Origin of the sequence: Ureibacillus sp. 179-F W5.1 NHS (assembly GCF_045369345.1) — a bacterium.
Lineage (GTDB): Bacteria > Bacillota > Bacilli > Bacillales_A > Planococcaceae > Ureibacillus > Ureibacillus halotolerans.
In genome coordinates this window covers 72,513-85,600 of the sequence record NZ_JBIQFG010000012.1, presented here as the reverse complement: position 1 = coordinate 85,600, position 13,088 = coordinate 72,513, and the positions used below count along the sequence as shown (strand labels likewise).

At 34.6% G+C, this 13,088-nt stretch carries 13 protein-coding genes; 10 read left to right on the top strand and 3 right to left on the bottom strand.

The annotated features are described in order from the left end of the window. Window positions 1-116 precede the first annotated feature (116 nt). Window positions 117-1,049, bottom strand: coding sequence for a COX15/CtaA family protein (locus ACH0B5_RS08050; protein WP_341361847.1), 933 nt, complete (start codon window positions 1,047-1,049; stop codon window positions 117-119). Between the two features lie 1,118 nt (window positions 1,050-2,167). Here ACH0B5_RS08050 and coxB point away from each other — a divergent pair. From coxB to ACH0B5_RS08020, 6 genes are all read left to right on the top strand, one after another. Then, window positions 2,168-3,238 (top strand): cytochrome c oxidase subunit II, encoded by a 1,071-nt coding sequence (gene coxB, locus ACH0B5_RS08045; protein ID WP_406927681.1) that lies wholly within the window; start codon window positions 2,168-2,170, stop codon window positions 3,236-3,238. Window positions 3,239-3,277: 39 nt separating this feature from the next. Further along, window positions 3,278-5,170 (top strand): cytochrome c oxidase subunit I, encoded by a 1,893-nt coding sequence (ctaD, locus tag ACH0B5_RS08040; protein WP_122970243.1) that lies wholly within the window; start codon window positions 3,278-3,280, stop codon window positions 5,168-5,170. Next, window positions 5,170-5,793, top strand: a complete 624-nt coding sequence (locus tag ACH0B5_RS08035; RefSeq protein WP_122970244.1) for a cytochrome (ubi)quinol oxidase subunit III — start codon at window positions 5,170-5,172, stop codon at window positions 5,791-5,793. Before ctaD ends, ACH0B5_RS08035 begins: the two co-directional genes overlap by 1 nt. A 1-nt stretch (window position 5,794) precedes the next feature. Further along, window positions 5,795-6,136, top strand: coding sequence for a cytochrome C oxidase subunit IV family protein (locus ACH0B5_RS08030; protein WP_122970245.1), 342 nt, complete (start codon window positions 5,795-5,797; stop codon window positions 6,134-6,136). Between the two features lie 140 nt (window positions 6,137-6,276). Continuing rightward, window positions 6,277-7,203, top strand: coding sequence for a cytochrome c oxidase assembly factor CtaG (gene ctaG, locus ACH0B5_RS08025; RefSeq protein WP_122970246.1), 927 nt, complete (start codon window positions 6,277-6,279; stop codon window positions 7,201-7,203). Between the two features lie 50 nt (window positions 7,204-7,253). After that, window positions 7,254-7,715: a DUF420 domain-containing protein gene (locus ACH0B5_RS08020; RefSeq protein ID WP_122970247.1), complete on the top strand. Its 462-nt coding sequence runs from the start codon at window positions 7,254-7,256 to the stop codon at window positions 7,713-7,715. Window positions 7,716-7,806: 91 nt separating this feature from the next. Here the strand turns inward: ACH0B5_RS08020 and ACH0B5_RS08015 are convergent, their stop codons facing one another. Then, complete coding sequence (locus ACH0B5_RS08015; protein WP_122970248.1) at window positions 7,807-8,172, bottom strand: YugN family protein; 366 nt, start codon at window positions 8,170-8,172, stop codon at window positions 7,807-7,809. Window positions 8,173-8,321: 149 nt separating this feature from the next. On the opposite strand from ACH0B5_RS08015, the gene ACH0B5_RS08010 reads away from it, so the two are divergent. The 3 genes from ACH0B5_RS08010 to ACH0B5_RS08000 all read left to right on the top strand — a co-directional run bounded on the left by ACH0B5_RS08010 (window position 8,322) and on the right by ACH0B5_RS08000 (window position 11,594). Further along, entirely contained in the window at window positions 8,322-9,386 is a 1,065-nt protein-coding gene (locus ACH0B5_RS08010; RefSeq protein ID WP_122970249.1) for a CAP domain-containing protein, read from the top strand. A gap of 121 nt (window positions 9,387-9,507) precedes the next feature. Further along, the gene (locus tag ACH0B5_RS08005) at window positions 9,508-10,986 is read left to right on the top strand and encodes a UDP-N-acetylmuramoyl-L-alanyl-D-glutamate--2,6-diaminopimelate ligase (protein WP_122970250.1); all 1,479 of its coding nucleotides are present in this window, start codon (window positions 9,508-9,510) and stop codon (window positions 10,984-10,986) included. 161 nt (window positions 10,987-11,147) lie between these two features. After that, entirely contained in the window at window positions 11,148-11,594 is a 447-nt protein-coding gene (locus ACH0B5_RS08000; RefSeq protein ID WP_122970496.1) for a YlbF/YmcA family competence regulator, read from the top strand. Between the two features lie 65 nt (window positions 11,595-11,659). On the opposite strand, the gene ACH0B5_RS07995 is transcribed toward ACH0B5_RS08000, so the two are convergent. Further along, complete coding sequence (locus ACH0B5_RS07995) at window positions 11,660-12,592, bottom strand: glycerophosphodiester phosphodiesterase family protein (RefSeq protein WP_122970251.1); 933 nt, start codon at window positions 12,590-12,592, stop codon at window positions 11,660-11,662. A gap of 212 nt (window positions 12,593-12,804) precedes the next feature. On the opposite strand from ACH0B5_RS07995, the gene ACH0B5_RS07990 reads away from it, so the two are divergent. Next, window positions 12,805-13,077, top strand: a complete 273-nt coding sequence (locus tag ACH0B5_RS07990; protein ID WP_122970252.1) for a YlbG family protein — start codon at window positions 12,805-12,807, stop codon at window positions 13,075-13,077. The last annotated feature ends 11 nt before the right edge of the window (window positions 13,078-13,088 follow it).

The window sequence follows — 13,088 nt, the reverse complement described above, 5'->3', positions numbered from 1 at the left end:
CCATTAACTAAAGAAAAAAAGAATTTACATACAAAAATAGAGAAAGGTGAATTTGAGTTTCCTCAAATTCACCTTTCCCACTATTTGAAGCTAGTTATGTCCCAGCCTCTTTAAATTTATTTACTATTTTTCTCATTATAGTTGCTTCGAGATACAAGTAAAATCATGTAACAGAATAAACCGAATAGACACGAAATAAAGAATGAATGTAATAAAGAAACGATTAAGTTAAGCTTTGTGAAAATAATTAACATACCCGTCATCATTTGTGCTAGTAGAATGAAGAAGGCAATAATCCATCCCCAGTAAATAACTCGCTGTTCTTTGTAATGTCTTATAACATGTATTGCAATATATGTAACCCAAACGAATATTAATAAAACCGCAAAACGATGTCCCATTTGAACCCATTGATGTAATCCCGTTGGCAATGCGAACGGATTTTCATTGTTACAAAACGGCCAATCAGAACAAACTAAACTTGCTTGTGTATGTCTTACTAACGCACCAGTATACACTACGATATATGAATATAAAGTGACACCGAAAGTGTGTATTTTAAGTTTTTTACTTATATAAACTTTATCGGCATCGAATTTTTTATCTACTTCGAAAACAATCATCGCTAATAATAAAACCGATGCAAATGAAATTAATGAAATACCGAAATGAAGTGCAAGAATGAAGTCGCCTTGTCCCCAAAGTACTTGAGCAGCTCCAATTAATGCTTGAGCTACTAAGAAAAAGATTGCTAAAATTCCTAAAAATTTTACTTCACGAATAGAACCAAGTTTACGCCATGTCCAAATGACTAAAATAAGAACGAGGATAGATACTGAACCTGTCACTAATCGGTGGGAAAATTCAATTAAAACTTCAGTTGTTATTTCTTTTGGAATTAGTGAACCGTTACAATCTGGCCAGTTTCGACCACAACCTAAACCGCTTTCAGTTTTTGTAACAAGTGCTCCTCCAATAAGAATAAGCAACATACCGATTGTCGTAGCAAAAGCAATCCATTTCAGTAATTTACTTTGATAATGTTGCATTTTAAGAGCCACCTACTTTTTCTATCTATAAACTTATAAAAAGCTTTTATGCCTTTTATGATAATAGCGAATAAATAGGTAAAAGACAACTTCAAACAGTTAGACCTTAGTTTGGGGCTATGTCTTTTCACAAATTGTTCATAAATTCGTGCTTTTACATTCACATTTCCCCCCCTAAAATGGATTACTATATAGATGTTCTTTTAAAACAATGTAGCTAACCCAAATTGCATTTTGGTCAACTTATCGAAATTTTACTTAATATCTAGAAATAAAGGACAAATTTCGATATAGTTATTGTTAGCGGAATATGCTTACAAAAATGAAAGGAGAGGCAAAATGTTATAGGGCGTGCATTGAATTGATGATATGTCCTAAAAACTTCGTTGATAAAAATTTCTGCACTTATTTTATGATAGGGATTGTAGATTGAAACATAGTACGAACTATTTTTTACATGGGTAAATACACAAATTTATTTCATTTAAAGAGTAATCAATCTCATAACAATAAACGAAGCATCGGACATTTTGTTTCCATTCCTTAAAATTGTAGGTAAATTTTTGTTATTACGGCATCTTTACGCCGTCATGTGGGGACGAGTTGGGATAAGAGCATAGTGTTCTATAGTCAAACTATAGTTTAGAACAGGGCAGTATCGATACTGTTGAAAAAGTTTATTTGACAACTTCGTACTGCTAATAAGTAGTAGCGGATAAATTCCTTTCGGTATGGAAGCGCTAGCTTTTTTCAAGTTTGTATGGCATCCACAGGATATTTACTTTACATATGAACCCATAGTGAGGAATATCGAATAGCAAATATACCAATGCTACTATAGGAAAAGTTTTAAAATGACTAATTGTTTTATGGTATTATAAAACTTAGTGCTTTTAACTTTAGGAAAGTTGGTCAGGCTTTATTATTTTAGCTATTATATTGAATATGGATAACTTGCTCATGTGGTTCAACTTTTAATACAAACGATGATTTATTATGATCAATTGACTTTTGTTATTTTTGGAATTCTTCTTTGAAAAGGGATTCACATAGAACTATAAAACCAACGTCCTAGTTACACATGAAAATACAACAAAGAAAGAGGGGTTAATTAAGCTATGATGAAAGGGCTTAAAAAATGGCGTCTTTTCTCGCTGTTAGCGGTAATGACAGTTTTTCTTTCTGCATGTGGTGAAGATTATATTTCAACACTTAAACCAGCTGGAGCAGTGGGAAAAGAACAATTAAACTTACTATTATTCTCCATCACAATTATGGCTTTAGTAGTAATAGTAGTATCATTCCTTTATTTATATGCTTTCGTTAAGTTCCGTCGTTCAAAACAAGGCGAGAACCACATGCCAAAACAAGTAGAAGGAAGTCATACATTAGAAGTAATTTGGACAGTTATTCCAATCATTTTACTTTTAATCTTAGCTGTTCCTACTTTAATTTCTACTTATAAACTTGCTGACGTAAAAGCAATGGATGAGGTTGACGAAGAAGGAAACAAATCAGCATTAACTGTTAATGTTACTGCGAAATTATATTGGTGGGAATTTGAATATCCAGAACAAGGTATTGTAACAGCACAAGAACTTGTTGTTCCTACTGGTGAAAAAGTTTACTTTAACTTAAAAGCTGCAGACGTTAAGCACTCATTCTGGATTCCATCTATCGGTGGTAAAATGGATACTAACGTAGAAAACGTGAACAAATTCTATTTACAGTTTGACAAAGAGTCAAAAGATCTTGAAGAAGGCGTATTCTTCGGTAAATGTGCTGAACTTTGTGGTCCTTCCCATGCGTTAATGGACTTCAAAGTAAAAACACTTGCTCCTGAAGAGTTTGAAAATTGGGTTGCTTCTATGCAAGCAACAGAAGGTCAAACAGCATCTGCTGATTCTGCCGATTTAGGGGAAGCAACATTTGCGAATAGCTGTTTAGCTTGTCACGCAGTATCTGGCGTTGGTGCTTCAGGTGCTATGGGGCCAAACTTAACAACATTTGGTGACCGTAACCGTGTTGCTGGTGTATTAGAACACAATAAAGAAAGCTTAGAAAAATGGATTACAGATCCAGAAAGCGTTAAACCAGGTAACTTAATGACTGGTAAATATGGTGAACTGTCTGAAGAAGAAATAAGTGCAGTTGCTGATTACATTATGAGTTTATCTGTAGAAGAATAATTTCTACTTCGATAGAAACACTTGAAGGAGGTTAAAGTTGTGAGCTCTGTTGCAGTTGCAAAGAAAAAGGGCTTTGGAGCAACATTATGGGACTACTTAACAACTGTCGATCATAAAAAACTAGGCGTTATGTATTTATTAGCCGGGACTTTGTTTTTCGCAATCGCAGGTTTAGAAGCGCTTTTAATGCGTATTCAGTTAATGTTACCAAATAATGATTTTGTTTCAGCCGGTACATTCAATGAATTATTAACAATGCATGGTACGACGATGCTATTTTTAGCAGCAACACCATTACTATTTGGCTTTATGAACGCCGTTGTACCTTTACAAATTGGTGCACGTGACGTTGCATTCCCATTCCTAAACTCTTTAGGATTTTGGTTATTCTTCCTAGGTGCAATCTTTTTACACCTATCATTCTTTTTAGGTGGAGCACCTGATGCTGGATGGACTTCTTATGCATCATTATCTTTATATTCACCTGGTCATGGTATTGACTTTTATGTATTAGGTTTACAAATTTCTGGTGCTGGTACATTGATTTCAGGTATTAACTTCATCGTTACGATCATTACGATGCGTGCACCAGGTATGACATTTATGCGTATGCCATTATTTACTTGGACTACTTTAATTACAAGTGCATTAATTTTATTCGCATTCCCTCCACTAACAGTGGCTTTATTCTTTATGTTAGTTGACCGCATGTTCGGAGCTAATTTCTTCGACCATGTAATGGGTGGTAATACAATTATTTGGGAGCATTTATTCTGGATTTTTGGTCACCCTGAAGTATATATCTTAGTTTTACCTGCATTCGGTTTATTCTCTGAGATTATTCCGGTATTTGCTCGTAAACGTTTATTCGGTTACTCTTCAATGGTATTCGCTACAATTTTAATCGGTTTCTTAGGATTCATGGTTTGGGCTCACCACATGTTTACAACTGGACTTGGGCCAACTGCAAACGCTATTTTTGCCGTTTCAACAATGGCGATTGCCGTTCCAACAGGGATGAAAGTATTCAACTGGATCTTAACAATTTGGGGCGGTTCGATTAAAGTAACAGTTCCAATGCTATATGCCCTTGGATTTATTCCATCATTCGTAGCTGGTGGTGTTACAGGTGTTATGCAGGCAACTGCACCACTTGACTATCAATTACATGATTCTTACTTTATCGTAGCTCACTTCCACTACGTAATCGTTGGTGGTATCGTATTAGCAATCTTTGGTTCAATGCATTTCTATTGGCCAATTATGTTTAACCGTGCTTTAAATGAAACATTAGGGAAATGGACTTTCTGGTTCTTCTTTATCGGATTCCATTTAACATTCTTCATTCAGCATTTCTTAGGTTTAATGGGTATGCCTCGTCGTGTATTCACTTACCAGGCAGACCAAGGATGGGATTTATTTAACTTTATTTCATCAATCGGTGCGATTATGATGGCCATTGGTGTTCTAATTTTAGTATTTAATATCATTATTTCTGCAAAATCTAAACCATTAAATTGTCGTGATTACTGGGGCGATGGACGTTCACTTGAGTGGGCTCTTAAAACACCAGTACCGTTCTATAACTTTAAACAAACTCCACTAGTACGTGGATACGACCCTTATTGGTTAGAAAAACATGAAGGTAATGAAGAAGGTATGACATATGCTGAACCACTTGGTGAAATCCATATGCCAAATAACTCAATTTTACCTTTAGTTATGTCAATTGGTTTATTCGTTGCTGCCTTCGGTGCACTATATCACCCAGATGGTGAAGCATGGTCTATTCCAGTTATTATTATTGGTTTAGCGATTACAGTTGGAGCTATGATTGTTCGCTCAATGAAAGATGATCTTGGTTTCCATGTACATGTTGAGGAAATTGTTGCTACTGAAGAGCAACTTTATGGAAAAGGGGGTAACAAATAATGGAAGAAACTAAATTCACCCCACAAACTTGGCCAGATAAACCGGAACAAGCTACTCCGGAAGCTAAAAATAAATTCGTAGGAATTTGGATTTTTATTTGTAGTGATATTACGCTTTTTGCCAGTGTATTTGCTACTTACCTTTCTTTAAAAGACAAAGGTCCTGCTGGTATGGAATTTTCAGCTGCAGAACTTTTTGAATTACCGTTAGCATTTGTTATGACAATGTTACTTTTAACATCATCATTAACATCCGTTTATGCAATGTATCATATGAAAAACTATAACTTCAAAGGCGTTCAATTATGGATGACAATTACAGTTCTTTTAGGTCTTGGATTCCTTGCCCTTGAAATTTATGAGTTCTATCACTATGTACACATTGGTTTTGGTTATACTCAATCCGCGTTCTCTTCAGCATTCTTTACATTAGTAGGGACTCACGGATTGCACGTTGTTATCGGTTTAGTTTGGATCATTTGCTTACTAGTTCGTAACGCAAGACGTGGACTAAACTTATACAACGCTCCAAAATACTATGCCGCTTCTATTTTCTGGCACTTTATTGATGTAGTTTGGGTATTTATCTTTACTGTAGTTTACTTGATGGGGGTGTTAGGATAATATGGGACACGATACACAAGTTCAAGCTAAAACAAAAGCACAGTTTGAGTATGAGCGTCATCATAACGCCGTGCACATGCGTAAGCAAGTAATCAATTTTGCGATTATGATTTTCTTAACATTTCTAGCATTTACTGTAGTAGTTGCTGATTTTTCCGCTTATTTCATTAAGCCTTTTATTCTACTACTAGCTGCAGTACAAGTTGTATTACAACTATATTCTTTCATGCATATGGATGATAAGAAAGGACACCATATCGGTGTTATCCAAACATTCGTATGGTTTGGAGCTGTAATTGCATTTACATTCTTCTTAACTTTCTTAACGATCATTTGGTGGTAAGATTGAAAAAAGCGCTTCTAGGCAATCTAGAAGTGCTTTTTTTTACCGCAAATATAGTTAATTGTCATAGTTCGTTCATTGATGTTATGATGTAAGCGTTCTATAATAGAACTACTGAAGTTTAAAGGAGCGCATGATTTATGCCGTTAAGTATATTTGGATTTCAAGCATTATGGAGTCCTTATTTAATTGGGTTTATCGTATTGTTAACCGTTCTCTATTTTTTATTAACAACTACTTGGAGAAAATCGTTTAAAGTAAGTGAGCCCTTAAAGAGAAATGAAGCAGTATACTTTATATTAGCAATGATTTTATTATATGTACTAAAAGGCTCACCCATTGATTTAATGTCACATATTATGTTTACATATCATATGGTTCAAATGGCTTTTCTACTTTTATTAGTTCCAATGTTCTTGATCAAAGGTGTTCCATGGTGGGTTTGGAAAGTCATGATTGAAGCGCCGGTTGTACGTAATATTTTTAAAGTATTTACACAACCGATTGTTGCAGCCTTTGTGTTTGCATTGATGTTTTCTTTGTATCATATGCCTGGTATTTTTGATGTTATTAAGCTGAATGAAACGTATCATGTTATTTTTACTTTCCTTTTATTTGCTGCAGCCTTCTTTATGAACTGGCCATTAGTAGGTAATGTTCCGGGGCAGCGAAAAATGAAACATCTATCAAAATTAGGTTATATTATCGCCAATGCGGTTTTAATTACTCCTGCCTGTGCATTAATCATCTTTAATCCAAATCCAATGTACGCCACATATACGGATGGAGAAACTTGGTTAAAAGCGATGGAGCTTTGTGTTCCTTCTACAACATTAGCAGGGTTATCACTGTCTGGACCAGAGCTATTTAATAATATGAGCCCTCTATCTGATCAACAATTAGGTGGGGTTTTAATGAAAATCATTCAAGAAATTATTTTTGGTATTGTATTGTTTAAAGTATTTTTTGAATGGTGGAGAGTTGAAAAAGCAGATGAGAAGGATATTAACGAAAAGGCATTAAGAGATTTTCAAGCAGCAAAGCAACAGAGCAACAATTTTAATTAAATTGTTTATATAAAGAAAATATAGATTACTAAAAGATAGGAGAATGTTTAATGGGTGTACCTATTCTACCTACGATTAGTACTTCATTTATTGTTATAAGTGCCGTTTTAGTTGCAATTGGATGGGGTCTAATTTATAAAAGAAAAATTGAAGCACATAAAAAAGTAATGTTAGCTGCTGGCGTAGCGGCGTCAATCTTCTTTATCATTTACGCTTCTAGAACGATTTTTATCGGAAACACTTCCTTTGGTGGACCAGAGGAATTAAAAGGTTATTACACGTTCTTTTTAGTTTTCCATATTGTTTTAGCGACAGTGGGAGCAGTATTTGGACTTGTAAGCATAATTACAGGATTGAAAACAAAATTAACGATCCATCGTCGAATCGGACCAATCACGAGTATTATTTGGTTTTTCGTAGCAATAACAGGGGTAGCAGTTTATTTACTGTTATATGTTATTTATGAAGGTGGACAAACGACATCTTTAATAAAAGCAATCTTAGGATTTTAATGGGAACGAAAGGGCAATCTAACTGATTGCCCTTTTTGTTTTAAATAATATAAAAAAGGTAAGACAAAGTGTCTTACCTTAAATGTTGAAATTAAGCTTCGATACCATATGCTGCAAAATCTTTTTTAACGTTCGCTAAAATTTGTTCGCATTCATTTACTAAATGTTTTGGGAAAACTTCATCTTCACCGTATTCAACACCGTGTGGATAATAGTATTTACCAAGAGCTGGTTTACCAATTTTTAATACAGCGCTACGATTACCAACATCCCCAGAAATGGCACTGCAAAATACGCGTAAATAATAGCGACCTTCTTTTAAATCAAAGCGTTTATCGAAAGTCATACGATCGTAGTCCCAAGCACCGTCACATTCAAGACCGTTTTTTCCCATAACACTTACAAGAAGTTCTTGTTCAGCTGTTATATTTTCAAGTGTTTTGTTCTCAAAATACATTAATAAATCCTCCTTTAGCAAAATCGTACATGAAGTATACGCTCAATTTTTATAATAGAGCAAAATATCTTTTGTTGCAATGGCAACATTGTGTCAACCACGATATTATTGATATAATAGTACTAATAAAAATAAAGGATAAAGAACGCATGAAAACTCTTTTTCGAATCTTAATCGTCCTGTCCTTGCTTGCAATTATCTTTTTTTACTCTTCAAACATGGAAGATAATTATGAACCATTAGAAGGACCCAATTCATCATCACAAGTTATACCCAAAACGGATAGCGAGCCGAAAGAAATTCAAGATGCACTACCACGTCCTGAAACAGGAATATCAACACTTATCGGTAAACAAAGTAATGAATTATTAAAGCTATTTGGAGAGCCATCTCGTTATGACCGTTCGCCATATGGTTACGATTGGTGGGTATATAACGAGGATTATAACAAATTTAGTATGTTTGCAGTGAAAGATAATAAGGTTACCCAAGCTTATAGTAGTGGTGAATTAGCAGATGTCTCTCCGTATAAAATGGGTCAATCATTGGCGGAAATTTACCAAATGACGATTATGGAGTCAGAGATTACAGCTACAATTGGTGAAAACATTTATACCTTTACATTGAGCGAAGATGATATGAATACACGGATCTTAACTAAATTAGGTGACATTTTTGCTCAACTATATATCGATAGTGAAAGTGGAAAATTGAGTGGTATACGTTTTTTAGATAGTCAAACTTTAGTTTTACACCGCCCTTATGAAATGTCCTTTGTAGGTGAGTTAATATCACCTCCAAGCCCGAATTCCTATTTAATAGAAGAAAGTAATAAAGACAGTGCAGCACAGCTTTTCGATTTGTTAAACGTTTTTCGTGTGAACAACGATATACCAATCATTAATTATGATGTGTATGTATCAGTAGTTGCTATGCAACATAGTGAAGATATGTATACAGAAAATTATTTATCCCATGATTCGCCGACAAATGGGTCATTAAAGGACCGATTAGAGGAAGAAGGGATTCTTTATGAAGAAGCTGAAGAAAATATTGCGACGGCTTATATTGATTCGATAGAAGCTGCCCATGGTTGGCTAAATTCTAGAACGCACCGGGAGTATATGCTTAGTAGTGATTATACCCACGTCGGTTCAGGAGTTTTTATCAATTACTATACACAAATATTTATTCAAAAAAATGAAGATGAATAAAGTCGCCCTTTAGTCGAGTTGGACTAAAGGGTTTTTCGTTGTGTCCAGTCTTTTCTTAGCCTTTCACTTTTTAGTGTCACGATAAAAACCTAGGCATAAAATAGGGAAAAGGAGTGACAACTTGCAACTGGCAGAACTTTTAAAAGAATGGCCATGTACAGTAAAAGGTGGCTCAATTCGAGTTGAAGTAACTGGAATAGAGGATTATGCACAAGGTGTAAAAAAAGGCGATTTATTTATCGTTCGTAAAGGTAGAAAATCGGATGGACTAAAATATGTTGATACGGCAATTGAAAATGGAGCAGTCGGTATAGTAATTGAAGATGAAAAACAATTAGATACATTAAAGCTATCAGTTCCAGTAATATGGGTTCCAAATGTTTTAAAATTCATGTCGTATAGTGCTGCTAAACTAAATCATTTCCCAGCTGAAGCAATGCAAGTTATTGCTATTACAGGAACAAATGGAAAAACAACCGTCAGTCATTTTATCGGTCAACTACTACACGCACTACATAAAAATGTAATAGTGATTGGAACGAATGGAATTTATATTAATGGAGTAGAGTTACTATTAGATTATGAACATTTAACAACTTTACAACCGAAACATTTACACAGAATTTTAAAAATTGCCGTAAGTCGTGGAGTGGAATATGTTGTACTTGAAGCATCCTCCATGGGACTTGCAAAGCATCGACTAGATGATTGTGCTATTAATATAGGTGTTTTCTTAAACTTAGCAGAGGATCATATTGAAGATCACGGGTCCTATGATAAATATAAAGCAGCAAAACAAATCCTTTCCACATTATCTGAACGACTTGTTTTAAATGGGGACGATTCGTTTTGTCGTACAGTTGGGCTTCAAGCTAAAAAGAAAAAAGCCTATTTTGGTCTAGGAAATCGGGTCGATTATCAATTGCAGCTTCTTGCAGAAGGGGTAACAACATCAACTTGCTGTCTTCAAAGTAATAAAGGGCAAAAGGTATTTTCCGTTCCATTTGTTGGTGAACATCATTTGCAAAATACGATTGCTGCGATTACATCGGTAAGTGAACTCGGATTTCCGATTGCAGACATTTGCGAAGCAGCTGAAAAGCTTACTTTACCAAAAGGTAGGCTTGAAGCAATTCCAAATGATTTTAATTTAGATATATATATTGATTATGCCCATACCGAGGCTGCTTTACGAGCAGTATTGCAAACGTTAAATAAAACTGTAAAGAGAGATTTAATTGTTGTCTTTAGTTGTGGTGGAGATAGGGATAAACATAAACGGATTAAAATGGGCGCAGTTGCTTCGAAATATGCGAATTTCATTTATTTAACGACTGATAATCCAAGAAGTGAGGATCCAGAACTGATTAATTCACAAATTGCAGCTGGATTTTCTCCAAAACAGCAATATGAAATGATATTGGATCGAGCAAAGGCGATTGAAACAGCTATCCTTAATGCAAAAGAAGGGGATACAATATTAATTGCTGGGAAAGGGCATGAGACGACACAAACAATTGGTACTAAAGAAATACAATTCTCCGATTACGAATGTGTCAAGGCTGTTCTCGAAAAACGTCTTACCGATCATGTAGAATAACTATTTTTTCGTTCAACTTTCTTCTCTATTATTAATCATTCAAACAATTCGATACAACGCAATTAACATGTTAAAATATACTAATAACATAATTATAAGCCATTGTTATACAAACATGATTCAAATTCTGCTATGATAATATCAGATTGGAGGAAATAATGGTGATAATGACATCAGAATGGGCCTTCATTTTAGATGAAGCAGATGAATTGAGTGCAATGCTCCTCTCTTCAGAACAAGCTCAAAAGTTACGTAATGCTTATCATGATGTTTATAGTAATGAAGATCTTGTAGAGCAAATACGAGCATTTACACGAATGAAAGAACAATATGAGGATGTACAACGTTTTGGTAAATATCATCCTGATTATCATACAATCATGAAAAAAATTCGCGAACAAAAACGAAATCTTGATTTAGATAAACGTGTTGCGAGTTTAAAACTAGCAGAGAACGATTTCCAAGATTTATTGGATGAAATTAGTTTAATTATTGGAAAATCTGTTTCTGAAGCAGTTAAAGTACCTGTAAGTAACCCTTTCTTTGCAACAAATTCTTCCTGTGGAAGTGGTTGTGGTAGCGGAGGAAGCTGTTCTTGCTCAGCATAATGGAAAAAGGGTAACTTCGAAAAGTTACCCTTTTTTAAGAGTAGATCAAGTCTTTTTGACTTCATCTACTCTTTTTTGTCTTTATTTCGTTCCTCTTCTAATTGCTGTAATAATGGTACGGCGATATCCGGTCGATCAGTTACAATTCCTTTTGCCCCTAATTTAATTAAACGTTCCATCGTATTAGGATCGTTAATCGTCCAAAAATGAACTGGGATATTCAGTTTTCCAAGAAATTGAATAAATTTTGATGACTCTAAAGAGACGACACCAAATTTTGTTGGAATTTGAAAAACATCCACCTTTGGATGATATAAATGGCCAAATTGACTAGTAAATGCTGTAAACGCTTTTCTTACATCATTTTCTCCAGCCCCTAAAGCAACTTGATTTTGGGCATATAAATTAAAACGATCAACTTGCTCACTATAGAAGCTTGTCACAACAATACGGTTTTCAGCTCCGAATTCCTCAATAAGACGCCATAATTTTGATGGCATTAAACTACCTTCGTAACTATCTGGTCCATCTTTAATGTCAATATTAATGTACATATTCGGATAAATTTCAAATAATTCCCGTAATGTTACGATTTCAACTTTTTGTTCACGATAAGGGAAGTTTCCCTCTAAATCTTCGAAGTGATATCCGAAGTTTAATTGTTTTAACTCTTCAATTGTTAAATCTTTAACAAAACCGGCACCATTACTTGTACGGTCTACTGTTTCATCATGAAAGACAACAATTTCCTCATCTTTTGTTAAACGAATATCGATTTCGAAACCATCGACACCTAAAGATACAGCTTTTTCAAAGGCAATCATTGTATGTTCAGGGGCTAGGTGAGAGCCGCCACGATGTGCAAGAACGATTGGATGAGTATGTTGTAAAACTTCCTTATCTTCTCTTTTTTGTGGCTTTGATATCGCTTTGCTTCCGGCCCATGCTGCTGCACTGGCAGCAGCAATTGCAATCGCAACTTTCGTTTTCTTTCCCATTGAGATCCTCCTTCATAATGGAACAGTTCAATTATATAATTTCATATTTCAGATGAATACCATTCTATTTTATTTTTGTGAATGAATAGTTAAAAACAAGTTAACTCTATAAAGATGATTATAACGGAAATTCTTCTCCCGTGTCACTAAACTCTGTTGCTAACAAAATTGACATTATGGTATGCTTTTATGTAAGAAATGAGGGAATTGAAATGCAGGAACGACAAGGTTTAATTGTTTATGTTCATCAGCTAAAACATGCAAAAAGTTTAAGAAAATATGGACATGTTCATTATATTTCTCGAAAGTTAAAATATGTCGTCATTTATTGTAATCGGGATGAGATACAATCAACGTTGAATAAAATACAACGTCTTCCATTTGTGAAAGACGTTGTTGAATCGTTTCGTCCATTTTTAAAAACTGAGTTTGAAAATGCGAAACCGGATAAAGCAAAAGAATATGATTATAAAGTAGGTTTATAATTGCGAGGAAA